We start from the raw sequence: 22,550 nt of genomic DNA on the forward strand, positions 1-22,550 counted from the left end.
AAGCGATGCGCAGATACCTGTTGCTGTGCCTTTTACTACTGCCGCTGTTTGCCAGCCCCCAGCAAACCCGTATTGAAGAACAGGCCATCACTCACACGCAGGCGCAGCAGTGGGGGCTGACCGACAGCGAATGGCAGCGCTACCAGCAACTGCGACAGGGCGAGCGCGGCATCTGGTCGCCGGGACTCGATCCCCTCACCACCCTCGGCGTGGAAGCCAACAACGACGCCGAACGCCAGCGCTACGCCGAGCTGCTGGCCCGTAAAGAGCATCAGCGGGTGGAAAAAGAACTGGCGTTCCAGCGTGCTTACAACCAGGCATGGAAGCGGCTTTACCCGACGCTGACGCCCATCCGTAGCATCGTCCAGCCACGGCTGGCGCTGTTCGTCAGCGAAAAATGCCCGGCCTGCGAGACGCTGGCGCGGGAGCTTATCAACGACGACCGCCCGCTGGACATCTGGCTGGTCAACAGCCGTAACGACGATGTCAGCCTGCAACGCTGGGCGCAGCGCCAGCATATTGATATGCGCAAGGTCGAACGCGGGCAGATAACGCTTAATCACGATAACGGACGATGGCAACGCCTCGGCGGAGGAAAACTACCGTTATTGCTGGAACAACAGGGGGAGCAATGGCGTCCCGTCTCTGCACCCTGACAGTCGGCCTGCTCATCAGCGCTCACGCCTGTGCCGTGCCGCCGCTGTATGCACAAATCGCCCGCCAGCAACAGGTTCCGGCTGAGCTACTCTACGCGGTGGCCCGCGCTGAAAGCGGTACCCGACTGGCGCAGGGGCTGCATCCGTGGCCGTGGACGCTTAATATTGCCGGAACCGGCTACCGCTACCCCAGTCGTTCTTCAGCCTGCCGGGCGTTGCTGGACTTCGCCCGTACCCGCAGCCTGAAACGCATCGATGCCGGGCTGGGACAAATTAATCTCGGCTGGAACGGGCAATGGTTCCCCTCGCTGTGTGCCAGCTTTGATCCGGAAGACAATCTCACCGTCACCGCTTTGCTACTGCGTCAGCACTACAACGCATCCCCCGGAAGCTGGCTGGACGCTGCCGCCCGCTATCATCACCCAGCCGGAGGCAAACCTGCCGCCGTCTATCGCCAGAAAATCAGCCAGCAAATCCGGTTACTCTCCACATCAGGGACGTCGCCATGAAACACCTTATTCCAGCCATGCTGTTGTTTACTGTTGCCGCAATTGCCGGGCCTGCCGTTCCCATACAGGCGCTGGATGAAACCCGGTTATTGCCCGTCGTCACCCACAATCTGCATCCCGGTCAGCAACCTCGTCTGGCACTCAACCTGCCGGGGATGACGCCACTGTTTTTAATCGGCGACGATCCGCTGTCCACAGAATGGCTGCACCAGCACCGGGATGCGTTAAGAACCCTGCACGCCACCGGGCTGGTCGTGAACGTCGCCACGCTGGCGCGGTTGAATGTCCTGAGGGCTATCGCTCCAGCGTTAACGCTGCTGCCGGTCAGCGCCGACGATATGGCTAAACACCTGCCCATCACCGCATATCCGGTACTTATTACAGACAAGGGGCTGGAACAGTGAGGCTTGATTTTATCCTCCGCCCAGCGGTGGAGCTTTACAGCGCCAGCGCGGCCCTGCTGGCGGCGGTATGGTGCGTGACGGCTCCGCAAACGCTGCTGCTGACGCCTTATTCCGGCTGGCTGCTGGCGCTGGCATTGCTTGCACTGTCTGCCCTGCGGCTAAAGCAGGGATTACGCATCCTGCGCTTTCGCCGCCGCGTGTGCCATCTACCACTCTGGACGCTCTCTGCCAGCCGTATCCCATTATTGCCCGACGCATTATTTCTCGGGCGAGGCTTTCGCTGGCTACCCACGCATACCCAGCGGCTGTATCTGTGTCGCCTGCCACAGTGTGAGCACTGGCTGCGGACAGACCGGCCCTCCGCCAGCGGCGGCGATCCGTTGCTGCATGGCGTGGAGCTACGCGAAGACCCCGTCACGTTGCCGCTGCGCGACCGACCGGGGCATACGCTGGTCCTCGGCACCACCCGCGTTGGTAAAACCCGTCTGGCGGAGTTGCTGATTACCCAAGATATTCGCCGTGGCGAAACGGTCATTGTGTTCGATCCGAAAGGCGACGCTGACCTGCTACGTCGGGTCTGGGCGGAGGCGCACCGCGCAGGTCGGGAAAGCGTTTTCTGGCTGTTTCATCTCGGCTGGCCGGAGATCTCCGCCCGCTACAACGCCGTCGGACGCTTTGGCCGTATCTCAGAAGTGGCCAGCCGCATCGCCGGACAGCTTTCCACGGAAGGCAACTCCGCCGCCTTCCGCGAGTTTGCCTGGCGCTTCGTCAACATCATTACCCGCGCCCTGGTGGCGCTGGGCCAGCGCCCGGACTATGCCCGCATCGCCCGTCACGTTATCAATATCGACGAACTGTTTATCGACTACGCCCGCGTCTTTCTGCCCGGTCATGACCGCCAGGCATGGGACAACGTGGTACGGATTGCCGGTGGCATCACTGAAAAAAACACGCCGCGAAACCTTCAGGGACGGGACAGCTACGTCGTGGCACTGGAGCAATATCTTTCCACCACCCGGCTGCATGACCCGATCCTCGACGGCCTGCGCTCCGCCGTACGCTACGACAAAACCTATTTCGATAAGATCGTCGCCTCTCTGCTGCCGCTACTGGAAAAACTGACCACCGGGAAAATCGCGCAACTGCTGGCTCCGGACTACGGCAACCTCAACGATCCTCGCCCGGTATTCGACTGGCAGCAGGCCATTCGCCAGCGGGCGATTGTCTATGTCGGGCTGGATGCGCTGTCCGATGCGGAAATTGCCGCCGCCGTGGGCAATTCTATGTTTGCCGATCTGGTCAGCGTCGCCGGGCATATCTACAAACACGGTGTGATGGACGGCCTGCCGCAGGCGGAAGAAAAAGTGGCAATCAACCTGCACTGCGATGAGTTCAGCGACCTGATGGGCGATGAATTTATTCCGCTGATTAACAAAGGGGGTGGGGCGGGGGTGCAGGTCACGGCCTACACCCAGACGCTCTCCGACATCGAAGCCCGCATCGGGGAACGCGCCAAAGCAGGCCAGGTAATCGGTAACTTCAACAGTCTGATTATGATGCGGGTACGGGAAACCGCCACCGCCGAACTACTGACGAAGCAACTGCCGCAGGTGGATGTGCTCAGCAACAACATCAGCTCCGGCGTCACCGATAGTACCGACGCTCAGGGCAGCATCGGTTTTTCCAGCAACACTCAGGATCGCGTAAGCAGCATACAGGTGCCGCTACTGGAACCCGCGTCACTGGTTCAGCTCCCTAAAGGTCAGGCGTTCGCCTTACTGGAAGGTGGTCAGCTCTGGAAACTACGCATCCCGTTACCGGACGCCGCGGACGATCCGCTGATGCCGAAAAACATCGCGCAAATTGCCCGCTATATGGAAAAGCAATACGACAGTACCCCCGTATGGTGGAACCGCACGGAGACAGTTGTAATGGCGAAAAATGACCCTATTTTATGGCTGAACGACAGCGAAACCACGGAGAAACTTACCGATGATACCCCGGACACACCGCCAGCTCGTAAGCGTTGAAGTGATGTGGCCCACGCAGATGCTGCCTCTTCCCCTGCAACAGGCGGTGGAAGCACTGACGCAGGGAGAAACGCCCGATCAGATTATCGCCCGAATGAATTTACAGGGTTTTCAGGCATGGCGGGAAGCAACGTCACCACAGGATGAAAACGATATTTTTCAGATACGGCTTGATGACGCGCACGAGGCCCGGTTCCTCTGCCGCTACGTCACGCTGCCGCTGCACTGATGCCCGACCATGCACCGCCAGGATCAGTACGCCGTCCCGGACCACTCGGCTGGATCGCATTGCTGCCCGGCGTGCTGCTTGGCTTTTGTCTCGGCGCATGGATGCTGGCGATAGCGCTGGAGTGGCTGGGCGATGCGTTTTTCTGGCAGAACGCCTGCGCCAGCCACAGTGAGCAAGTATTACAGGCAACATGGCAGTGGTGGCGGGGTTCCGCTGGCGCACCGGTGTGGTTAGTAGAAGAGCTGGCGCTTGCCAGTGATATGTTACAGCAAGGGAGCGCGACGCTGATTGCTTCGCTCAACGGGCAGAGCGGCTTATTCTGGACGGAGACGGTCACGACGGTAATCCGCTGCGCGTTACTGTCTGCGGGTAACGTCACTCTCACCTTTTTACTGCGGCTGGCGATTTTGTTGCAGGCGCTTCCGCTGTTTGTGCTGATTATCGTTGTCGGGCTTATTGACGGACTGGTAAGACGCGACTTACGGCGTTTCTCCGCAGGCCATGAGTCCGGGTTTGTTTATCACCACGCCAGGCGTATGATTTCATCCAGCTTGATAGCGACGGGACTGGTGTGGCTGGCGATACCGATTTTTCTTGAGCCGGAGTATGTGTTTATACCAGCGGCAGCAGGGATTGGGCTGGCAGTATCCATGACGGGCGGCTCTTTCAAAAAATACGTCTGATGTCATCATTTCCAGCCCAACTGATACAACTCTCGCTGGCAACATTTATGCTGCGACAGACACCGTACATTGACTTTTCACTCGCCAAATAGTTTACTTTTTTTATTATAGTTACACCCTGAGTGAATCTATGTCATCAAAAATAAACTGGCTGTTGCAAAACACCTCTCCGGGAAGCCTGGTTTTGCAATCCTGGCTAACCCGGAACGGCATATCGCCTTCTCTGGCCTTTAAATACGCGCAAAATGGCTGGTTAATAAAACTGCGGGCTGGCGTTTATGCGCGCGCAGGACGGGAACCGGACTGGAGCGATGCGCTATGGTGTCTGCAAAGTCAGCTTGAAACGCCGGTGCATCTGGCCGGACTGAGTAGTCTCTCCTGGCAGGGCCGTTCCCATTACCTCCAGCTTAAGCAGAGTCAATGCTGGCTTAGTGTTGAAAATAAAATGATATTGCCCAAATGGTTTAAAGAATTTCCCGGTGTTGAGTGGCTGGTGGTATCGGCTCTGAAGCTCCCTGAATTGGATGAAAAATACCGAACTGAGCTTGAGATTAAAGGGAAAAGAATAACCGCCAGTACGCCAGAACTGGCAGCCTATGAGCTGTTAAGCGCAGTCCCTCAGGAAATCTCATTTGAGCACGCTGCCGAGCTTTTTCAGGGACTGGTCAATCTCAACCCACGTAAAGTGGAGAAGCTGCTTACGCTCAGCCAGTCCGTACAAACCAAGCGCCTGTATCTGTTTTTCGCCAGTTTCTATGAACATGCATGGTTCAAACGCGTGGATACCAGCAAAATCGACCTGGGATCGGGCAACCGACAAGTCGTTGTTAGTGGCAAGCTGGACACGCAATACCAGATTACCGTGCCCGAAAATTTTACCAAGAAGGGAATAAGCCATGGATAAAACCTCCCCCTACTACCGCCAGGTCGCCCTGCTGGTGCGAGCATTACCCTATGTCGCTAACGAGACCTGTTTTGCGCTGAAAGGCGGTACTGCGATCAACTTATTTATCCGTGATTTTCCCCGATTGTCCGTTGATATCGATCTGGCCTACACCCCGCTGGAAAGCAGAGAGGTTGCATTACCCAACGTGCGGGAGGCACTCACCCGCATCGCCGGTGAACTGGAAACACAAGCGGGGCTCAACGCAGTGCTGCAAACCAATAATCCCGATGAGATGCGTATCATAGCCACCACGGACGACGCGCAAATTAAAATCGAAGTTTCACCAGTTGCCCGGGGAACATTGTATCCACCGCAAGAACGCGACGTCGTGGAAGCCGTGGAGGAGGAATTTGGTTTTGCCGCGATCCCGGTTGTCTCACTGCCTGACTTATACGGCGGCAAGCTATGTGCTGCGTTAGATCGCCAGCATCCCAGAGATTTCTACGACGTTAAAATGCTCCTTGATACACAAGGAATCGACCGCGCAATATTCAATGGCTTTATCGCTTATTTGCTTAGCCATAATCGTCCATTGTCCGAAGTGCTTAGCCCACGCTGGAAGGATATTACTGAACCCTTTCAAAATGAATTCAGCGGCATGACCTTTGAGGAGGTCTCACTGGAAGCGCTGAGAGAGGTCCCGGAAAGAATGCTCAGAGCGTTGAAAGCGCATTTCACTCAACAGGATTTCGACTTCCTGACGTCATTTAAACGAGGGGAGCCTGACTGGAATTTAGCACCAGAAACCCATATTCAGAATTTGCCAGCCGTTCAATGGAAGCTGCGCAATATTGGACGGATGTCGGAGGAAAAGCGCGTGCAGTCGCTGGAGAAACTGGAAAAGGTCATGACAGAATGGCTGAGCTAGTTTATTAAATTTAGTATAGTTACACCAATAGTGAAACTATATCATTTTTTATAAACCAGCAAAGCCATCTCGGGATCAATTACCTTCCAGCACTTAAAACCAGGATTTCTATTGGCCTCATAGGCGATCTGGTTTATCAGGGCCTGCGGTGCTTTGACGCAAGCCATGAGTCCAGGTTTATTTATCGTCATGCAGGCGGCAACGGGGTTAGCGTGGCTGGTAGTAAGTTTATTTTCACGCAAGAGTATATATTGGTGCCAGGAACGGTAGGGAGTTGGACTAACGGTATCTACGGCGGGTGGGGCGTTCAAAAACATATCTGATCGCCCCATAATCAATAAATCATTCAGATGAATTATTATATTGAGTCTGTAGTATCTTATCTAACAATTTACATTCTCCAGGTCGAGGTATCATTCTCGCAAAAGCAATAAAGAACAGGAACATCATAACAGCAACAAAATACAATATAAAATGCCCCCAGACAGGAATTACCCCCTCCTTATTAATAGATAACACAATGGATGTAATCGAAAAGAATAGGAACTGCAATGAAAATAAACCATACATACCATTCTCAACCCAATAAGATATTCCTTTCTTAAAAACAAGAAAGGAATCCTCCACTACAAGAAATGATCTGAATTTTTTAAAGAAATCAGCAGAAATCAAAAATCTATGCTTTACCAATAATCGGATAATAACTTGCTGTCTGGCGACATCGGCAATGCCTGTCATGCGATATCCGATTATTCTTGTAATTTCATCTTTTATGCAAATACTCTCTTCTTTTGGCAGTTTGTGGCTATTCAAGAGATGCTGCAACTCATTTAATTTAGAATTCCTTACTTCATTAATGAATGCGATAATTTCCCGTATTTTTCGAATGATAATAACTAATGGGCCAGCAATAAAAATAAAGAGAAGAATCTGTTTTATTTCCAGTAGACCACTGGACACACCAGCTCTTAACCATTCGTTCAATATATCCATCACATAATCTCCTGAAAAATAAGGTTATGCATCATAATATACAAACCCAAGTTAAACTTGGCCATCGTATTTTCAATTTCTGGCTGAAATCTTCTTGCGAATCGTTGCATGGTACTCAATAAACCAGAACTGAAGAAATACCGCTTATGCAAGCCATCACAACATTTATCGCCAGCATGTTTATTACCAGCTCCGCTCTCGCAGCCCCCCTCACCGAACGCGAAGAGCTAACCCTGACCCTCAACCAGCTTAACCAAATCGAGGCTTCGCTCCACCGCGCACAGCAAAGCGCCAGAACTGACATCAACGAGCGCTACTACTTCGACTATCCGCGCATTCACAGCGATATCACCACTCTACGTAGCGGGATTGAAAATTACCTCACGCCCACTCGCGCTCAGCCGCGTGATGTGATGACGATGGTCGGGCAATACCGTGAAGAGAAAATCACGCCATGACCCCCGAACAAATCAGCGCTTTCCAGGCTGCCAGCCAAGTAAAGCCTGCCACCGTCAACCTGGTCATACTTGGCCTGTTCAGCGCCTTTTTACTGCTGTGGGTCGCCTGGGTGCTGAATGATGCTTACCGGGGGGTGGCAACAGCGCGGGTGAACTGGCGGACTCTGGGTAGTATTAGCGGCCGAACCATCTTACTGCTGCTGGTCAGCTTCTGGCTGGTGCTGAGCTAACCGCTTCAGGAGGCACAATGAAAAAATGGCTATTCAGATGGCTGCTGGGGTTCCCAGCCTTGTCTGTCCACGCCGATCTTCCAAAAATGGAGGATCCTTCTCGCGGGCAGGGTGGTGGCATCATGCAAACATTGCAGAATTACGGCTACGACATTGTGATCCTGATGACGCTGGGCATCTGCACTATTGGATTTCTGGTCGTCGCCAACAATTGCATCGCCACCTATTCCGAAATTCAGGCAGGCCGGAAACAGTGGAAAGACCTGGGCGCAATGGCAGGCGTTGGCGCGGTATTGCTGGTGATCACCATCTGGTTACTTAACCAGGCCTCGGACATTCTGTAAACCATGAATACCATCCCCTTTCTCCCGGAACGACTGAACCGCGAGCCTGCGGTGTTTCGCGGCCTGACGGTCAGTGAGCTGCTGGTAGCGCTGCTTGTCGGGCTGGCTACTGGCGCTATTGCTGGAACCATTCCGGCAGTACTTTGGCGCAACTGGAGCCTTATCCCCGGTTGCTCCCTGCCTGGCGGTGCGCTGGCGATCCTCTGCGGCGGGCGCTGGCTGGCTCGGCTGAAACGCGGACGCCCGGAGAGCTGGCTATATCGGGCGCTGGAGCTGAAGCTGGCCCGCTTCGGCATCGGCACACAACGTTTTGTCCTGCAGGATGGCGTCTGGACTATTCGCCGGAGTAAGCGATGAGCGCCTTCAAGCACGCCCTGGCCGCACGGGATGCGCATATCCGCACCCTGCATATTGCGCTAGTCGCGTTATTCCTGCTGGCATCAGGCATGGGATTCGGCTGGTACAGCGCACCACGCCAGCTCACGGTGTATCTGCCGCCGGATCTACGCGCTGCCAGCCAGCGTCCGTGGTGGGAGGTACCACCCGCCACGGTGTACGCTTTTGCGTTTACCGTGTTCCAGCAGATAAACCGCTGGCCGACCAGCGGCGAGACAGATTACCCACACAATCTCAATGTGCTGAGGAGTTACCTGACGCCCGGCTGTTACAGGCAGATAGAACAGACATTTCGTCAGCGCCAGCAAAATGGCGAGCTGCGCGACCGGGTACGCGGCGTTTACGAAATCCCAGGTCGGGGATTCAGCGATAAGCAGGTGCAGATCCTCGATCGCGACAACTGGGTTGTGACGCTCGATCTTACCGTCGATGAGTATTTCCACTCAGAACCCGTAAAAAGGGCAACGATCCGTTATCCGATCAAGGTGTCGCGCTATGACATCGACAAACAGAAAAATCCATGGGGACTGGCACTGGACTGCTTTGCTTCACTACCGCAAAAACTGGAGGCGGCAACATCATGAATCTTCGTCCGCTACTCATCCTGTTGTTCACCCTTCCGTTACATGCCATCGAACTAGTGAAATGGGAGCGTATTCCGCTGCCGGTGACGCTGAACGTTGGGCAGGAGCGAATTGTATTTGTTGATCGTAATGTCCGGGTGGGTTATCCCGCCGCGTTGGAAGGCAAGCTGCGCATCCAGAGCAGCAACGGCACTCTGTACCTGTTTGCCAGCCAGCCGTTTGCCAATACCCGGCTACAGCTTCAGGACACGGAGAACGGTGAGCTGATTTTGCTGGATGTCGCTGCCAGCAAGGATGAGCACATCCGGGAGCCGCTACGCATTGTTCGGGAAGAGAAAAAAACGACCGACGCAAAACCCTATGCAGCTCCTGAACCCTTACCCTCCACGCCGCTTCCGGTCACGCTCACCCGCTATGCCGCACAGATGCTATATGCTCCGTTACGCGCCGTGGAGCCTTTGCCAGGCATTCAGCCCGAAGGCGTGCGGCTGGCAAAAACCATCACCACTCTGTTGCCCGCGCTTCCCGTCAATGCCATACCGATCGGCGGTTGGCGGCTGGATCCATATCACCTGGCGGCGATCAGGCTTCAGAATAAAAGTGCCGCCCGGCTCGAACTCGATCCACGCCAGCTTCAGGGGCAGTTTTACGCCGCATCTTTTCAGCATCGCTGGCTGGGTCCCGCAGGTAGCGCCGAAGATACCACTGTGCTCTATCTCATCACCCGTAATCATCGTCCTGAACAGGCGATCCTGCCTGAGCCCGCGCTGGAGAAGAAGAAATGAAACTCCAGGCGAATATCCTGCTGCGGGTTCTGACGCCGCTTATTCTGCTGGCGGGCAGCGTCATGCTGTTTCATGCCTGCCAGGATCGCAAAACTACACATGCAAACCCATCTGCCCCGGGAACTACTCTTAGCAAGGGCGAACTGAAAGCGTTGGGGATCGAAGGCGACACGCCTGCCGATACCGTCGCCACATTGGTCGGCCAGATGAAACTCTGGCGTAAGGAGCTGGCAACGGTAAAAGCCAGCAATACCGCCTTGCTGAAGGAAAATCAGCGCCTGCGTGAACGCGAGCATGATACCGACAGCCGCATCAACGAGGCCATTAACCGTCAGCAAGCCAGTGCCTCACAGCAACAAAACGAAATGTTCAGCACATTGCAGGCACAAATCCGGCAGCTTAAAGAGCGCAGAACAACGGATGAATCGCTGGCCGGGCTGGGTATTGAAGAGCCGGAAGCCATATCCGGAGAGCAGCTACGCTGGATAGCGCCCGCCGATGCTCTGCCAACGGATAAAAACGGTCGCCCGCTGCAACCTGTGCTGGCCTTTCCTTCCACGATGCAGAACACCGCGCCACCGCCCGAAACACCGCCGCCTGCCGTCGTCAAACCGGTCTACACCCTGCCGCAGAACAGTACATTAATTGGCTCGGTGGCAATGACTGCGTTGCTGGGACGCATTCCGCTTAACGGCAGCGTCACCGATCCTTACCCGTTCAAGGTGCTGATTGGCCGCGATAACCTCACAGCCAACGGCATCGAATTGCCCGATATTGAAGGCGCAGTCATCTCCGGCAGTGCCACCGGCGACTGGACGCTCTCCTGCGTGCGAGGCAGCTTAACGTCAATCACCTTCGTCTTCCGCGACGGTACGGTGCGCACGCTCCCCGCTGAAGGCGATAAAACCGGAAACGGCGCGGAAGGCAATATTGGCTGGTTGTCCGATCCTCACGGCCTGCCCTGTATCCCCGGCGAGCGTAAATCCAACGCCGCTGAATATATCGGCTCACAGTTCCTTCTGGCCGGATCGTCCGCCGCCGCACAGGCGCTGGCGAACAACCAAACCACCTCCACCGTGGAGAATGGCTCTGTCACCACCGCGCTGACGGGCGACAGCGGGCAATACGTCCTTGGCCAGGCGCTGGGAGGAGGCCTGAAAGAGAGCGCCGACTGGTTTAAACAGCGCTACGGCCAGATGTTCGACGCCATCTACGTGCCGCCTGGCCGGGCCGTCGCTATCCATATCACCCGCCAACTGGCCATCGACTACGATCCCAACGGACGACGGGTTAACTACCGCACGGCAGGTGAACACACAGGAGATTTAGACTGATGCGTGCACTGATATTGCTGTTATCGCTGCTACTGGTCGCCTGTAGCACCGACCAGAAAACGCTGCTGCCGGTGGATGAAAACACCACCATGCTGTCTATCTGGGGTAGACAGAACGGCGATAAACAGGCGCTGTACGACGCACGTTCCGCTCTGCGCCGTCCACTTGATGACACCACACTAATCGCGCAACAGCAGCAGGCCACACGCAGCGACGACAATGCCGCTCGAGCGCTGTTCCGGCGACTGCCAAACCCGGATCTGGAGCTGTATATTTTCCCCCATCTGGCTGGTAGCGAAGGCGTCCCGGTGCCGGGATACACCACCGTCTTCCCCTTCTATAACCGGGTGCAGTACGCCCTTCCCGGCGAGCGGACCGATCCGCTGTGATGATACGTAGTGGCACGCTGACCGAACGGACGGTGGACAGCCTGTACCAGAAAGGCGCGTCGTTCGTCGATTTTTTGCCGTGGGTGGAGTACCAGCCGGAAAGCAAAACGCTGCTGCTGGATGACGGGCGATCCGTCGGCGCGGTGTATGACATCACACCGTTCGGCACCGAAGGCCGCTCTCCGGCAAGACTGGAAGAACTGCGCGATATCCTGAAAGACGCGCTCCAGGACAGCTTCACAGAATACGATCGCCATCCGTGGGTGGTGCAATTTTATTGCCAGGATGAGGACGATACCGCAGGCTGGCTGGCCACATTGCATGACTACGCTGTTCCTGAAGCGAAGGATTCCGATTTTACCCGCGCCTGGCTGAACGAGATGGAGCGCCATCTGCACGCTGTTTCCCGCCCGGAAGGCTACTTCCTGGATGATGCCGTCAGCCATACCCGCTGGCGTGCTCAGCAGCGCCACACGCGAATGGTGGTCTACCGCTGGCTACCCAATAAATCCCGCGATCCGCTGGAAGACTCCCCGGAAGAGGCGCTGAATACCGTCTGTGAACGAATGGTTTCTGCGTTGGCGGGCGCGGGGATTCACGTTCGCAGGCTGGAGTCTGAGGCCATTCGCCACTGGCTGCTGCGCTGGTTTAATCCGGCCCCGCAGATGGCGGACTCACCCCAGCAATTCTGGCAAATGATGGCGCAGCAGGATGACACACCCGAGCTGCACGACTTTGCCGAAAGCCTGCTATGCAGTGAACCCCGCTCACAGGCCGCGCAGGGAACATGGCTGTTCGACCAGCGTCCGCACAAAGTCATTGTGCTGGACAGGCTGCGCAAACCTCCCACTGTCGGCCATATGACTGGAGAGTCTGCACGCGGCGATGGAGTGAACGCACTGTTCGACGTGCTGCCGGAAGGGGTGATTATGGCGCTAACCATCGTCGTCTGGCCGCAGGACCAGTTGGAGGAACATTTAAGCCGCCTCAGCGACCGCGCCATCGGTGAAAACGTCGAATCGGAGTACACCAAAAAAGACTGTCAGGAGGTGCGCCACTGGCTGAAAGACGGCCATAAACTCTACCGTAGCGCACTGGCGTTTTACCTCTTCGCCCCGGATAACGGTGAACTGACCAGGCGTGTGCGTAGCCTGAACAGCCTGCTACTGAATGCGGGTATGGTTCCGGTGCAGGAGAATGACGAGCTCGCCCCGCTCAGTTCGTGGCTGCGCTGGTTGCCGATGTGCTTCGACCCGGCGCGGGATAAGCGCCAGCTTTATACCCGCTTCAGCTTTGTTCAACACCTTGCCAACCTGCTGCCGCTGTTTGGCCGCGAGAGCGGTACCGGGCATCCTGGCGTTAGCTACTTTAATCGTGGCGGCGGGATGTTGTGCTGGGACCCGCTCAACCGCGAGGACCGCGCCCAGAACGGCCACCTGCTGCTGCTCGGCCCGACTGGCGCAGGCAAATCCGCCACGCTGAACGCCAAAATCGCGCAGCTAATGGCGCTGCACCGCCCGCGTCTGTTTATTGTCGAGGCGGGCAACTCGTTCGGACTGATGGCCGATTACGCCCGCGAACATGGCCTGACGGTGAATAAAATCAGCCTGAAACCCGGCTCCGGCATCACGCTACCGCTGTTTGCCGATGCGTGGAAACTGGCGGAAAGCGATGCACCTCCAGCAGAAGCAGATGATGACGATCCCGAAGAGAGCGATAACGAACAGCGCGATCTGCTGGGCGAGATGGAGATCACTGCCCGGTTGATGATCACCGGCGGCGAGCTGAAAGAGGACGCCCGCCTGACACGCTCTGACCGGGCGCTGATCCGCGAAGCGATACTCCATGCAGCCCGACTTACCGCTCGCGAGAAAAGACAGACGCTGACGCAGGATATCCGCAACGCGCTGTTTGCGCTGGCACAGGATGCGGCACTAGCGGAACCCCACCGCAACCGGCTGTGGGAGATGGGCGAAGCGATGAATATGTTCTGCTCCGGGTTTGAAGGTGAACTGTTTAACCGCGAGGGTGAAGCGTGGCCGGAAGCGGATATCACCCTGGTGGATCTGGCGATGTTTGCCCGGGAAGGGTACGAGGCGCAACTGGCGATCGCTTATATCTCGCTGATTAACCATATTAACAACCTTGGCGAACGTGACCAGCATCTGGCGCGGCCCATCGTCAATATCACCGATGAGGCGCATATTATCACCGTCAACCCGCTGCTGGCGCGGTTTCTGACTAAAGGCTCGAAGATGTGGCGCAAGCTGGGGATTTGGCTGTGGCTGGCAACGCAGAACCTGAGCGACTTCCCGGACGACGCGAAAAAGCTGCTCAATATGATCGAGTGGTGGGAGCTACTGGTGATGCCCCCTGAGGAGGTGGAGCAGGTTAGCCGTTTCAAATTCCTGACGCCGGAACAGCGCCAGCTCCTGCTCAGCGCGACTAAAGCCTCAGGGAAATATACCGAAGGCGTGGTGCTTTCCCCACGCGTTGAGGCACTGTTCCGCGTGGTCTCTCCTGCTCTGTGGCTGGCGCTGGGGATGACGGAGAAACATGAAAAGGCGGAGCGGATGCGGATTATGAAGGACTCTGGGTGTAGTGAGCTGGAGGCGGCGATGAGGGTGGCGGAAAGGTGTTTTTCCAGTGGTTGATTTGTAATGCTATTATGGATTCAACTAAGTGCGATGGGCTGGTTAGTGCCAGCAGCAGACGTTGCTAAGTTCGCACTGCATTAATTATTAGAAATCAGGTCGATACGATTGTGGATTTTTTCGCGAATGATAGCATTGTGCTTTTTCCATCAGGTGCAGGGCAGTGAGCGAAGCGAAAACAATTAAAGGGATTGAGGTTCAGAGAAGTGATAAGGAACTTGAAAACCTCCTAAGCGCCTGGGTCAAAGCAATCGTACGTTATACCACTGCCAATGAGTACGATAACCCCTGGTGGTACAACGAAAGGGCTTCACTAAGCGTATTGGCTGGCGCGGCATGGACCCTCAAAAATTGGCTCGCCCTGGAAGAATTTTCGACATTGAAGCGTCACCGCACCCTTGAGCCAGGTGTCGATAGAGGCTCGCTGCGACACGGTCGTTGCGATCTATTTGTGCAGTCCCCGAACACGAGCTTTGCAATTGAGGCGAAGCAGACAGTGCAGTCGATCGGTGCTCGTTCCGATGGTTATACTTTTACTGAGCGTGCAATGCGAGAGGCCTGGGCAGACTCAGGGGACTTGAGTAACAGGGAGGCATATCGTCGATTCGCTGTCACTTTCATCGTTCCCTATATACCAACGAGCGAAGTGCTGATCAACGAGGATGGCGAGGGGAAGGTGTGTCCGAGAAAAGTGGAGCGAGCGATTAAGGATTGGTTAACCGATCAGGCTGGTTTTTTGGGTGCATCCATGAAACGTACCGACTTCGCCTTCATATTCCCTCAATTAGGTAATCAGCATTATTCGCTGAATGGAAAGCACTATCCTGGTGTAGTCATAGTGTTTGAAGAACGCTACCGCGCGCATCGCCGTCAAACGGTAACTGAGGAGCAAGTCTTCTGACCGATGCTGTTAATTTACCGCATCAACCGGTTTTATTTGAAGCCGAAAGCGTACTTCATCAACATTAATTTTGGACCGCTTGCTGCCTGACATGAAGGGCGGCATCGTGCCAGGAGCGGACGTTCCTTGGTTCTAGAAATGCTCTCATGTCTTGGCCAATTTTTGTCGGCCACTTCAAATTTAAAAGCTATAGCTGCTGGCACTAAATCAGTCCCTTGCGGGCTTTGGTGGTCAAATAATGCGCTAAATATACAATAATATCCAAAGCGTCCTATAGATCAGCACTTGGAAGATAAGAGCCTATTTTTATTTTGAGCATGCATTGCAATCATGAAACATATCAAATATGATTTGTTTCATGATTTTTAAAAACAAAGGTGCGTGCAATGGATATCTCTCTCTCTGACTTTTCTTATAACCGTCTTGCTGCGTTAGCAAAGGGCTTTGAAACCCCTGAACAAGTGATTAATCGCTTAATTGATGCTTTTGAATCTGACCAGAACAAACGGCCAGAACTCTTCTTCAATCCGGTAAACGAAGAAGAGTTTAAACAAGCTCTTTTGGACTCTAAACAAGTTAAAGTTGAAATGTTTAAAGGGGATGGTTCCTGTGAAGTTGGTACTTGGAACGCCCGATCAATCTCTGCTGATTCATCCCTCCGGGCGAATATTTGGAGTGGCTACCTACGCGGCTGGAAGGAAAAAGGGATAGTTCGCGCGGTGTTTACCGTTCAGGAAGAACCGGAACCTACTGGCTCAGTAATAGAAAGCGCGAAATGGCAGGATTATAAAATTAGTAGACTCGAAAGCGGTTCGATTGTTGTAGAACGAGAAGGCCGTCCAGTAACTATCGTTAAGCCTTTCTTGCGTAAGGTAGCGGAGGATCTGAAGGTGGATTTAAATAATGCTAATGGTAATCAAATGAATACCCGCCAGTTAGGGAGCGCTATTATCAAAAAGCTGAAAGGTTAAAAGACAAAAGACGCCTTTGGGCGTGCCTTTAAACATTACTTTAAAAGCCTTAACTCCAAATTCGAATTTGCAATTTCTCGACTTGCTAGTTGTCTTCTCCTCTCCCGAAGGTTACATGCATTACGAGCTGGCCGCATACAGGTGCAGCACGGGCAACCTTCTAAAATTTATAGAGCAGGACCGCTCATATGTAAGTATCCCTTTAAAGTGGCTCATTCACTTTTAGAGTTCTTACGAAAAGCTAATTTTGTGCGTGCGAGGCTAACTTCCGCGGCTCGCTCATAGCTGCCCTTCGCTCCCCATTACGGCAGTTGTGTGCCAAAAGCGGATGTCGGAAACACTAAAATTATTTAAAGAGCATCCACTAAATCCTTAATGGTTGCGTTACTAACACATGATAACAAATTCACCGCGTTACTATTAGGATTTTGATTATATGATATACACTTCTTATCGTTGAATAATCTCCTATTTGAAGTGCATTAAAAAAAATATCACGTTGATATTCGTGATATGCAACCCACCGGAAATGAATTGAAAGTTGGTGCTCGGTCTCGACTCTTGCTTCAATAAGACTTAGTGCGTATCTAAGTTCATTGTTCGAAGCTGAACGTATTAGCGTCTTTGCACCACTATTATGGTCTTGCTTTACAATACACTCATCTCTTAATTTACCAACATCTCTCATTAAGCCTGGGAATGAGTCTTCAAACAACCGAACTCCCTCGTGCCAAAAGCACCAAGAAAGATGAATATACAAAAGATTTTGGTCTATCCACATCATAATTGAATTGTCGATGTTAATATCTTTATTGTCGCCTTTAGCCACATCACTCATGTCAAAGCCCTCATATAAATAAAAACAATGAATAAGATCTGTTAACGAAAGCGTAACACTCCTGTTGCTTTTTGTTAGCTTGCTGACGGTTGGGGAAGTGTTATTCAAATACGCTATCAATACACCTGTGAATTTAACCTTGACGTGGTGTTGAGGTGTAATCAGAAAACTCACTACGGAAAATAAAATTTGAATAATTAGCTTATCGACAGTTAATGATCCAATTGTTACCTGCACAATTAACAGTCCATGACTGACCTAAATTACAAGTGCACCAAAGTCGACCATTTGGAGTGTCTTTGTAAAAATACATCCACTGTCCTCCGCAGCACATTTGTGCATAACATTGCCCGTTAATTGTGATTCTCCTTAAACTTCCGTTGCTTGAGCACGAATCTTTAATTGTTACATCTTGATCATTAGTAACGGTGGAATATACATCTGGATCAACTGGTAAATCAGTTTTTTCAGCTTGTACAGTAGATGATATTTCAATATCCATGCTCATATAACTCACCTCGAATTAATGTGTGATTATAGAAATTTAAACGAGGGATGAATAAACTTCAGTAATGAAAATGTCGTATTTAATGCATGTGTTTCTAATACACTCGGCACCATTAAACATTTATCAATAGGAGATCTTTGTCCACTCTTTTCCTCTATCATCATGATAGCGAGCGGTTTGTTGTGGAGATTAATGCACAAGCAGCAACTGCGCATCAATCTCCTGGGTTTAATAAAGACGTTCTGTCAGCGACCGCTCTTCGCTCTTAGCTGCCTGTCAAACAGGGTCGTGACGACAAGAAACGTAAATTCGTCAAAGAACAAAAACAATAGACTATTCTTTGTTCAACCGCTCCTGCGGCGTTTTCCATTTCAGTAAGCGCTCAACCGCCGTATCCCCAGATAAGAACTGGCGGGCTAATTCCAGACGTTCCATTACCTGATCCTTCTGCTGCTCATCCAGACGCGCCGCATCCTGCTCTGCTTCACAGAAAAACTGTTCCAGCCGTTTGTCTTCTGCCCATTGCACCATAATAGATTTCAGCTCGGTGCGGCTGGCGTTATATGCTTCTTCCTCCCGACGTATCCGCTCCTTTTCAAGATAGATAGCGTGTTCGCGCTCATACTGAATACGCCACTCTTCGGCTTTGATTCTGGCCTCTTCTAACTGCCTGGTAATTAGCGGAACAGCGTCCTGCATCGCCAAAATCATCTTGGGGATCTGGCTTATCAAGCCACATTGCTTTGTCTGTCGGAACTGAACCAACCATTTTGCAGATGAATAAGGCGAGTAAAGCTGCAACAGAAACCGCCCGGTAGGCAGCGTATGCTTTGAAACATGAAGAAAAGGCGCACTGTTTTTTCCACGGATCCACCGCGACATCTGTTCGTCGCGAACATAGCGATTTTTAACTTTCTTCGCAGGGACATACTCCGTCATTTCGGCAAGATTGAACGCAAAGTGCATATCCCCGACGCAGATAATACTTGGTGTATACGGTCGCCATAAATTATCCCAGCGATACCCTTCTCCCTTTGGATCTTCCTTGATATCAATATCTGCCCGATGGAGCCTTTCTCCCGGCACATCCAGCGTTACCCGATAGCTCTGTTTCCCTAAGGCATCAAAAAACCGGCTCAGGAAATCTATTGCGCTATCAAACCCCGTATCCGAAACATTGAGATCCAGGAGCTTCTTTTTCGCAGGCTTGTAGTAACCATCTTCAGTCACATTGGCCTTACGGAGATACGTTTTAAGATCATTGATTAACGCGTAGCCATTGCCTGTGATCGTGGCTTGCTTTCGCGTCGCTGGAGGTAATGGCTTTGGTAAAGTTACGGTAGATGATGGTGCTATTACGCCAGCCTTCTTCGGGATCTTTGCCATTTTGCCTTTTTTCAAGGCTGGCAGAGTTGGCACCGCAGGTGCAGCTCCTTTCGCCAGTGCTTTCCAGTAACCGGCAAGTGGCCTGGGTATCTGTAATTCAGCACATCGCCTGGCAAGCCCTTCGATGCTGATGTTGTGAAGAGAAGCAATACGTTCCGCTGGTTCGCGCCAGACCAGAAGGTACAACGCTTCCCGATCTTCAGGTAAGGTTTGAAAAATACTGGATTGTAAGTTCTCTGACATAACACTCCTCCTTGCGGGAAACATTATCAGAGAATCTGGCTGGCAGGTGGTTGAACGAAATCACTTTAAAAGAAGATTTAGTAACTAAATCTTATCCTTGTATTTTTTATACAAAGTTAATACTTCTTCAGCAAAATCATCGTCAACGGTATAAAAGTAACACTCAGGCACATTCAAAACCCGAGCAAACTCACATACCAGCTCAAATGTTGGCCTATGGGTCCCATTCTCATAATGGGATAAGCGAGAATAAGCCGTGGCCTCTTCAATCCCAGCCAATACACCTAATCTTTCTTGGGTAAGTTTTGCACGCAAGCGCGCCTCTTTGAGTCTCTTAGAAATCATGCCGTATATCCTTTGTTGGGTGTACGGCGATCTTTAGCATTACTCAAGAAACCTTATCTTTAGAGTTCATAAAGATAAGTGCATAATGTATAAACAGGCTGACTAACTTGTCTTGCTTACAGGTTTTTTCCACTGAACAACCTCGCCTGCGTACAGTTTCAATATCGCTTCGGCAAAGCTATCATCCAGCGTGTAGAAATATCCTTCCGGAACGTTAAGTACCTTCGCCAACTGGCACACCAACTCAAATTTTGGGCGATGCCTGCCATGCTCATAATGTGAAATCCTTGAAGACCCCGTATGTTCGGAAACACCAGCGGCTGCGGCCAAATCTTCTTGGGATATATCAGCCAATTCTCTTGCCATTCTAAGACGCTTCGGAACCATCACCTTTTCCTGTAAGTGGTCACATTGACAGCATCTTTAGCATTCCTTAAGATGGGTTATCTTTAGACTTCCTAAAGTCGATAAGATCAATGTCACAGGTTTGTCGAGTTCTTTGAGTGGAGTAATAAGAATGACTAAACAAGACTGGCACCCAGCCGACATTATTGCCGCCCTGCACAAACGCGGCACCAGCCTGGCGGCGCTCTCGCGTGGAGCGGGGCTGGCGTCCTCCACGCTGGCGAATGCGCTTAGCCGTCCATGGCCAAAAGGCGAATGGTTAATCGCAACTGCCCTGAAAGTTCATCCGGCCACTATCTGGCCCACCCGTTACAGCGGCCAGGAAGAGTACCGCCTGCCAAAACAGCCGTTGCCGGGCATGAAAATCGTCGCACCAAGACCCTGTTTTCCGGTTCCGGAGAAACGTTAACGCCCTGTTCCCGGAATCGTTTTTTCGTCTTCAGGCAGGGCATTCTCATCGTGCTATCAAGAGGAGTTGTTTATGCATACCAAAATCCAGGATGTATCACTGCAACCCGCTGTAATACGCTTTCAGACAGGAGGAGCCCATGTTCATTATCTCCCTTGCTGAAGGCTTTATTCATCTGTTCCAGGCCGCCGGTAAGATCTTTCTCGATATGATGAGCGGCATTATCCCTATGCTCATCACCCTGCTGCTGGCAATTAACTTTCTGATGAAACTTACCGGTGAAGCCCGCATGCAGCGCGTGGCGGCACTGTTTGGCCGCTCACGCATTCTTACGTATGGCGTCCTGCCGGTGCTCGGCTGGTTCTTTATGAGCAGCCCCGGGGCACTCACGCTTGGCAAGCTGCTGCCGGAAAAGAGCAAGCCCGGCTATGAGGATGCCCTCGGTACGACCGCCCATCCACTAACCAGTTTGTTTCCCCACGTGGTGCCGTCAGAGCTTTTTGTCTGGCTCGGGGTGGCTGCAGGGTTAAAAGCCCTTCATCTTCCGGTCACCGAACTGGCGTTGCGCTATATCGCTGCCGCCATCGTTATCGGCCTGATCCGGGGCATCATCACTGAGTATCTGTTTCTGCGTCTTAGCCGCAACGATACCAGCGGGAGGGCAACGCCATGATTATCTACAATGCACGTATCGTGCGAACAGGCCCATGCGTGACGGAAGGGCTGGCAGATAATATGCTGATTACATTTGATGCCGCAGGGCCTGCAGACTGCCTCGACTATGCCCTGGTGTTATCCCCCGTGTTTAAGCATCCCACTGTGCAGATACTTCCCGGCGATCGGCTACAGGTGGCTGGGAAGGAATATCTGATAACCGCGATTGGCCGTGAGGCACAGCACAATCTGTATGAACTCGGTCATCTGACCCTGTTGTTTGACGCCAGTCTTTTCGCCCGCCATGCCGGTTGCCTGCATCTCTCCGGCACCTGCCCGGCCCTGTCTGACTTAAAAGATAATCTGGTTATTGTGGAGGCCGTATCATGAATAACCTTCATATTCCTCCCGGCCCCGGCGGCTACGGTAACGGCCTGTGGCTGCCCGTCGGCAGCGGCAAAAAGGTGCTGTCGCTCACCGGCCGGGAAACCCATCCGCTCGCCATCGAAATCGGCGCGCTCACCCAGTCAGAAGTGGTGAACGGTTTCTCCTGCGTGCCGTCAGATGAAGAACTGCTCTGCGTGGTGATTAACTGCGGCGGTTCCCTGCGCTGCGGGCTGTATCCAAAGAAAGGCATCCCCACCATCAACGTGCTGCCCACTGGCAAGGCTGGTCCGCTGGCGGAGTTTATCACGGAGGATAACTACGTTTCAGGCGTTACGCTGGCGCAGCTGCAGCAGCCTGAAATGCAACAGAACGATGACCGTTATGGCTCGCCGTCAGTCAGGGTGACTGCGGTAGAGCGAGGGAGCACCGCAACAGGGCCTGAACATCAGCCGCCGGAACAGGGTATGGCTCGACTGGTGCACCTGGTGGAGAAAACCGGTACTGCGACGGGCCAGGTCATTGCCCTGCTGTTTGCCGCCAGCCGCGAGGCGGTGGATGTCTCTCTGCGCAACGTCATTCCATTTATGGCCTTTGTCTCGGTGCTGATTGCGGTGGTGCAGGAGACCGCGCTGGGTAATCTTATCGCCCACACTCTGACGCCGCTCGCCAATTCGCTGTGGGGACTGGTGCTGCTGTCTTTTATCTGCGGCATTCCGTTTCTGTCGCCGGTGCTTGGCCCGGGGGCCGCTATCTCACAGGTTATCGGCGTGATGATAGGCACCCAGATTGGCGCAGGCAATATTTCCCCGGCCTTTGCGCTGCCCGCCCTGTTCGCCATCAACGTCCAGGTGGGCTGTGATTTCGTGCCGGTAGGGCTGTCGATGCAGGAGGCGAAACCGGAGACTATCGCCAAAGGCGTGCCTGCGTTCCTGCTGTCCCGCCAGCTAACCGGACCGCTGGCGGTCATTATCGGCTGGGCATTTTCCCTCGGACTTTTTTAAAGGTGACCAT

Annotated in this window: 29 protein-coding genes and 1 pseudogene; 23 read left to right on the plus strand and 7 right to left on the minus strand. The window is 53.2% G+C overall.

Annotated elements, in window-relative coordinates; all coding sequences use genetic code 11:
* Positions 1–5 precede the first annotated feature (5 nt).
* From EHN07_RS06460 to EHN07_RS06495, 8 genes are all read left to right on the plus strand, one after another.
* A complete protein-coding gene (locus tag EHN07_RS06460; RefSeq protein ID WP_124023357.1) occupies positions 6–656 on the plus strand; it encodes a TIGR03759 family integrating conjugative element protein in 651 nt (216 codons plus the stop codon).
* Entirely contained in the window at positions 632–1,165 is a 534-nt protein-coding gene (locus tag EHN07_RS06465; RefSeq protein ID WP_124023358.1) for a lysozyme family protein, read from the plus strand. Before EHN07_RS06460 ends, EHN07_RS06465 begins: the two co-directional genes overlap by 25 nt.
* The gene (locus EHN07_RS06470) at positions 1,162–1,569 is read left to right on the plus strand and encodes an integrating conjugative element protein (protein WP_124023359.1); all 408 of its coding nucleotides are present in this window, start codon (positions 1,162–1,164) and stop codon (positions 1,567–1,569) included. The genes EHN07_RS06465 and EHN07_RS06470 overlap by 4 nt, the downstream gene beginning before the upstream one ends.
* A complete protein-coding gene (gene traD / locus EHN07_RS06475; RefSeq protein WP_124023360.1) occupies positions 1,566–3,599 on the plus strand; it encodes a type IV conjugative transfer system coupling protein TraD in 2,034 nt (677 codons plus the stop codon). The genes EHN07_RS06470 and traD overlap by 4 nt, the downstream gene beginning before the upstream one ends.
* A complete protein-coding gene (locus EHN07_RS06480) occupies positions 3,562–3,828 on the plus strand; it encodes a hypothetical protein (protein WP_124023361.1) in 267 nt (88 codons plus the stop codon). The genes traD and EHN07_RS06480 overlap by 38 nt, the downstream gene beginning before the upstream one ends.
* Positions 3,828–4,511 (plus strand): TIGR03747 family integrating conjugative element membrane protein, encoded by a 684-nt coding sequence (locus EHN07_RS06485; RefSeq protein WP_124023362.1) that lies wholly within the window; start codon positions 3,828–3,830, stop codon positions 4,509–4,511. The genes EHN07_RS06480 and EHN07_RS06485 overlap by 1 nt, the downstream gene beginning before the upstream one ends.
* A 130-nt stretch (positions 4,512–4,641) precedes the next feature.
* On the plus strand, positions 4,642–5,415 hold the full coding sequence (locus EHN07_RS06490) for a type IV toxin-antitoxin system AbiEi family antitoxin (protein WP_124023363.1): 774 nt from the start codon (positions 4,642–4,644) through the stop codon (positions 5,413–5,415).
* Complete coding sequence (locus EHN07_RS06495; RefSeq protein WP_124023364.1) at positions 5,408–6,325, plus strand: nucleotidyl transferase AbiEii/AbiGii toxin family protein; 918 nt, start codon at positions 5,408–5,410, stop codon at positions 6,323–6,325. Before EHN07_RS06490 ends, EHN07_RS06495 begins: the two co-directional genes overlap by 8 nt.
* Positions 6,326–6,366: 41 nt before the next feature.
* On the opposite strand, the gene EHN07_RS06500 is transcribed toward EHN07_RS06495, so the two are convergent.
* Positions 6,367–6,642 carry a hypothetical protein gene (locus tag EHN07_RS06500; protein ID WP_124023365.1) on the minus strand — a complete coding sequence of 92 codons (276 nt, stop codon included), beginning with the start codon at positions 6,640–6,642 and terminating at the stop codon, positions 6,367–6,369.
* 25 nt (positions 6,643–6,667) lie between these two features.
* Positions 6,668–7,318: a hypothetical protein gene (locus tag EHN07_RS06505; RefSeq protein WP_124023366.1), complete on the minus strand. Its 651-nt coding sequence runs from the start codon at positions 7,316–7,318 to the stop codon at positions 6,668–6,670.
* A gap of 146 nt (positions 7,319–7,464) precedes the next feature.
* On the opposite strand from EHN07_RS06505, the gene EHN07_RS06510 reads away from it, so the two are divergent.
* From EHN07_RS06510 to EHN07_RS06560, 11 genes are all read left to right on the plus strand, one after another.
* On the plus strand, positions 7,465–7,776 hold the full coding sequence (locus EHN07_RS06510; RefSeq protein ID WP_124023367.1) for an integrative conjugative element protein, RAQPRD family: 312 nt from the start codon (positions 7,465–7,467) through the stop codon (positions 7,774–7,776).
* Entirely contained in the window at positions 7,773–8,006 is a 234-nt protein-coding gene (locus EHN07_RS06515) for a TIGR03758 family integrating conjugative element protein (RefSeq protein ID WP_124023368.1), read from the plus strand. The genes EHN07_RS06510 and EHN07_RS06515 overlap by 4 nt, the downstream gene beginning before the upstream one ends.
* A gap of 17 nt (positions 8,007–8,023) precedes the next feature.
* Positions 8,024–8,350 (plus strand): TIGR03745 family integrating conjugative element membrane protein, encoded by a 327-nt coding sequence (locus EHN07_RS06520; protein ID WP_124023369.1) that lies wholly within the window; start codon positions 8,024–8,026, stop codon positions 8,348–8,350.
* Between the two features lie 3 nt (positions 8,351–8,353).
* Positions 8,354–8,707: a TIGR03750 family conjugal transfer protein gene (locus EHN07_RS06525; RefSeq protein ID WP_124023370.1), complete on the plus strand. Its 354-nt coding sequence runs from the start codon at positions 8,354–8,356 to the stop codon at positions 8,705–8,707.
* Positions 8,704–9,330, plus strand: a complete 627-nt coding sequence (locus EHN07_RS06530; RefSeq protein WP_124023371.1) for a PFL_4703 family integrating conjugative element protein — start codon at positions 8,704–8,706, stop codon at positions 9,328–9,330. Before EHN07_RS06525 ends, EHN07_RS06530 begins: the two co-directional genes overlap by 4 nt.
* Positions 9,327–10,115 (plus strand): TIGR03749 family integrating conjugative element protein, encoded by a 789-nt coding sequence (locus tag EHN07_RS06535; protein ID WP_124023372.1) that lies wholly within the window; start codon positions 9,327–9,329, stop codon positions 10,113–10,115. Before EHN07_RS06530 ends, EHN07_RS06535 begins: the two co-directional genes overlap by 4 nt.
* Positions 10,112–11,449 (plus strand): TIGR03752 family integrating conjugative element protein, encoded by a 1,338-nt coding sequence (locus EHN07_RS06540; RefSeq protein ID WP_124023373.1) that lies wholly within the window; start codon positions 10,112–10,114, stop codon positions 11,447–11,449. Before EHN07_RS06535 ends, EHN07_RS06540 begins: the two co-directional genes overlap by 4 nt.
* The gene (locus EHN07_RS06545; protein WP_124023374.1) at positions 11,449–11,838 is read left to right on the plus strand and encodes a TIGR03751 family conjugal transfer lipoprotein; all 390 of its coding nucleotides are present in this window, start codon (positions 11,449–11,451) and stop codon (positions 11,836–11,838) included. Before EHN07_RS06540 ends, EHN07_RS06545 begins: the two co-directional genes overlap by 1 nt.
* Entirely contained in the window at positions 11,838–14,492 is a 2,655-nt protein-coding gene (locus EHN07_RS06550) for a conjugative transfer ATPase (RefSeq protein WP_124023431.1), read from the plus strand. Before EHN07_RS06545 ends, EHN07_RS06550 begins: the two co-directional genes overlap by 1 nt.
* Positions 14,493–14,655: 163 nt before the next feature.
* Entirely contained in the window at positions 14,656–15,393 is a 738-nt protein-coding gene (locus tag EHN07_RS06555) for a hypothetical protein (RefSeq protein ID WP_124023375.1), read from the plus strand.
* Between the two features lie 386 nt (positions 15,394–15,779).
* A complete protein-coding gene (locus tag EHN07_RS06560) occupies positions 15,780–16,364 on the plus strand; it encodes a hypothetical protein (RefSeq protein WP_124023376.1) in 585 nt (194 codons plus the stop codon).
* A 1,040-nt stretch (positions 16,365–17,404) separates the two neighbouring features.
* On the opposite strand, the gene EHN07_RS06565 is transcribed toward EHN07_RS06560, so the two are convergent.
* The 5 genes and pseudogenes from EHN07_RS06565 to EHN07_RS06580 form a co-directional block, all read right to left on the minus strand.
* On the minus strand, positions 17,405–17,710 hold the full coding sequence (locus EHN07_RS06565) for a hypothetical protein (RefSeq protein WP_124023377.1): 306 nt from the start codon (positions 17,708–17,710) through the stop codon (positions 17,405–17,407).
* Between the two features lie 123 nt (positions 17,711–17,833).
* Positions 17,834–17,971 (minus strand): annotated as a pseudogene (locus EHN07_RS20630) (integrase); the annotation flags it as partial.
* Positions 17,972–18,043: 72 nt separating this feature from the next.
* On the minus strand, positions 18,044–19,339 hold the full coding sequence (locus EHN07_RS06570; RefSeq protein ID WP_124023378.1) for a hypothetical protein: 1,296 nt from the start codon (positions 19,337–19,339) through the stop codon (positions 18,044–18,046).
* Between the two features lie 84 nt (positions 19,340–19,423).
* Positions 19,424–19,684 (minus strand): helix-turn-helix domain-containing protein, encoded by a 261-nt coding sequence (locus tag EHN07_RS06575; protein ID WP_124023379.1) that lies wholly within the window; start codon positions 19,682–19,684, stop codon positions 19,424–19,426.
* Between the two features lie 102 nt (positions 19,685–19,786).
* Positions 19,787–20,071, minus strand: coding sequence for a helix-turn-helix transcriptional regulator (locus EHN07_RS06580; RefSeq protein ID WP_124023380.1), 285 nt, complete (start codon positions 20,069–20,071; stop codon positions 19,787–19,789).
* Positions 20,072–20,201: 130 nt separating this feature from the next.
* On the opposite strand from EHN07_RS06580, the gene EHN07_RS06585 reads away from it, so the two are divergent.
* The 4 genes from EHN07_RS06585 (at position 20,202) to srlE (ending at position 22,540) form a co-directional block, all read left to right on the plus strand.
* Entirely contained in the window at positions 20,202–20,498 is a 297-nt protein-coding gene (locus EHN07_RS06585; RefSeq protein ID WP_124023381.1) for a helix-turn-helix domain-containing protein, read from the plus strand.
* A 139-nt stretch (positions 20,499–20,637) separates the two neighbouring features.
* The gene (srlA, locus tag EHN07_RS06590) at positions 20,638–21,171 is read left to right on the plus strand and encodes a PTS glucitol/sorbitol transporter subunit IIC (protein WP_079822053.1); all 534 of its coding nucleotides are present in this window, start codon (positions 20,638–20,640) and stop codon (positions 21,169–21,171) included.
* Complete coding sequence (locus EHN07_RS06595) at positions 21,168–21,542, plus strand: PTS glucitol/sorbitol transporter subunit IIA (RefSeq protein ID WP_124023382.1); 375 nt, start codon at positions 21,168–21,170, stop codon at positions 21,540–21,542. Before srlA ends, EHN07_RS06595 begins: the two co-directional genes overlap by 4 nt.
* Positions 21,539–22,540 (plus strand): PTS glucitol/sorbitol transporter subunit IIB, encoded by a 1,002-nt coding sequence (srlE, locus tag EHN07_RS06600; RefSeq protein ID WP_124023383.1) that lies wholly within the window; start codon positions 21,539–21,541, stop codon positions 22,538–22,540. The genes EHN07_RS06595 and srlE overlap by 4 nt, the downstream gene beginning before the upstream one ends.
* Positions 22,541–22,550 lie beyond the last annotated feature (10 nt).

The organism is Buttiauxella warmboldiae (assembly GCF_003818135.1).
GTDB classification, from domain to species: Bacteria; Pseudomonadota; Gammaproteobacteria; order Enterobacterales; family Enterobacteriaceae; genus Buttiauxella; species Buttiauxella warmboldiae.

Coding starts and splice junctions, on each gene's coding strand:
- EHN07_RS06535 (WP_124023372.1), top strand. CDS start 9,327: ATGAATCTTCGTCCGCTACTCATCCTGTTGTTCACCCTTCCGTTACAT.
- EHN07_RS06585 (WP_124023381.1), top strand. CDS start 20,202: ATGACTAAACAAGACTGGCACCCAGCCGACATTATTGCCGCCCTGCAC.
- EHN07_RS06580 (WP_124023380.1), bottom strand. CDS start 20,071: ATGGTTCCGAAGCGTCTTAGAATGGCAAGAGAATTGGCTGATATATCC.
- srlA (WP_079822053.1), top strand. CDS start 20,638: ATGTTCATTATCTCCCTTGCTGAAGGCTTTATTCATCTGTTCCAGGCC.
- EHN07_RS06560 (WP_124023376.1), top strand. CDS start 15,780: ATGGATATCTCTCTCTCTGACTTTTCTTATAACCGTCTTGCTGCGTTA.
- EHN07_RS06470 (WP_124023359.1), top strand. CDS start 1,162: ATGAAACACCTTATTCCAGCCATGCTGTTGTTTACTGTTGCCGCAATT.
- EHN07_RS06550 (WP_124023431.1), top strand. CDS start 11,838: ATGATACGTAGTGGCACGCTGACCGAACGGACGGTGGACAGCCTGTAC.
- EHN07_RS06515 (WP_124023368.1), top strand. CDS start 7,773: ATGACCCCCGAACAAATCAGCGCTTTCCAGGCTGCCAGCCAAGTAAAG.
- EHN07_RS06500 (WP_124023365.1), bottom strand. CDS start 6,642: ATGTTTTTGAACGCCCCACCCGCCGTAGATACCGTTAGTCCAACTCCC.
- EHN07_RS06465 (WP_124023358.1), top strand. CDS start 632: ATGGCGTCCCGTCTCTGCACCCTGACAGTCGGCCTGCTCATCAGCGCT.
- EHN07_RS06495 (WP_124023364.1), top strand. CDS start 5,408: ATGGATAAAACCTCCCCCTACTACCGCCAGGTCGCCCTGCTGGTGCGA.
- EHN07_RS06525 (WP_124023370.1), top strand. CDS start 8,354: ATGAATACCATCCCCTTTCTCCCGGAACGACTGAACCGCGAGCCTGCG.
- EHN07_RS06545 (WP_124023374.1), top strand. CDS start 11,449: ATGCGTGCACTGATATTGCTGTTATCGCTGCTACTGGTCGCCTGTAGC.
- EHN07_RS06520 (WP_124023369.1), top strand. CDS start 8,024: ATGAAAAAATGGCTATTCAGATGGCTGCTGGGGTTCCCAGCCTTGTCT.
- EHN07_RS06510 (WP_124023367.1), top strand. CDS start 7,465: ATGCAAGCCATCACAACATTTATCGCCAGCATGTTTATTACCAGCTCC.
- EHN07_RS06530 (WP_124023371.1), top strand. CDS start 8,704: ATGAGCGCCTTCAAGCACGCCCTGGCCGCACGGGATGCGCATATCCGC.
- EHN07_RS06595 (WP_124023382.1), top strand. CDS start 21,168: ATGATTATCTACAATGCACGTATCGTGCGAACAGGCCCATGCGTGACG.
- EHN07_RS06480 (WP_124023361.1), top strand. CDS start 3,562: ATGATACCCCGGACACACCGCCAGCTCGTAAGCGTTGAAGTGATGTGG.
- EHN07_RS06460 (WP_124023357.1), top strand. CDS start 6: ATGCGCAGATACCTGTTGCTGTGCCTTTTACTACTGCCGCTGTTTGCC.
- EHN07_RS06540 (WP_124023373.1), top strand. CDS start 10,112: ATGAAACTCCAGGCGAATATCCTGCTGCGGGTTCTGACGCCGCTTATT.
- srlE (WP_124023383.1), top strand. CDS start 21,539: ATGAATAACCTTCATATTCCTCCCGGCCCCGGCGGCTACGGTAACGGC.
- EHN07_RS06565 (WP_124023377.1), bottom strand. CDS start 17,710: ATGAGCATGGATATTGAAATATCATCTACTGTACAAGCTGAAAAAACT.
- EHN07_RS06570 (WP_124023378.1), bottom strand. CDS start 19,339: ATGTCAGAGAACTTACAATCCAGTATTTTTCAAACCTTACCTGAAGAT.
- EHN07_RS06575 (WP_124023379.1), bottom strand. CDS start 19,684: ATGATTTCTAAGAGACTCAAAGAGGCGCGCTTGCGTGCAAAACTTACC.
- EHN07_RS06490 (WP_124023363.1), top strand. CDS start 4,642: ATGTCATCAAAAATAAACTGGCTGTTGCAAAACACCTCTCCGGGAAGC.
- EHN07_RS06505 (WP_124023366.1), bottom strand. CDS start 7,318: ATGGATATATTGAACGAATGGTTAAGAGCTGGTGTGTCCAGTGGTCTA.
- EHN07_RS06485 (WP_124023362.1), top strand. CDS start 3,828: ATGCCCGACCATGCACCGCCAGGATCAGTACGCCGTCCCGGACCACTC.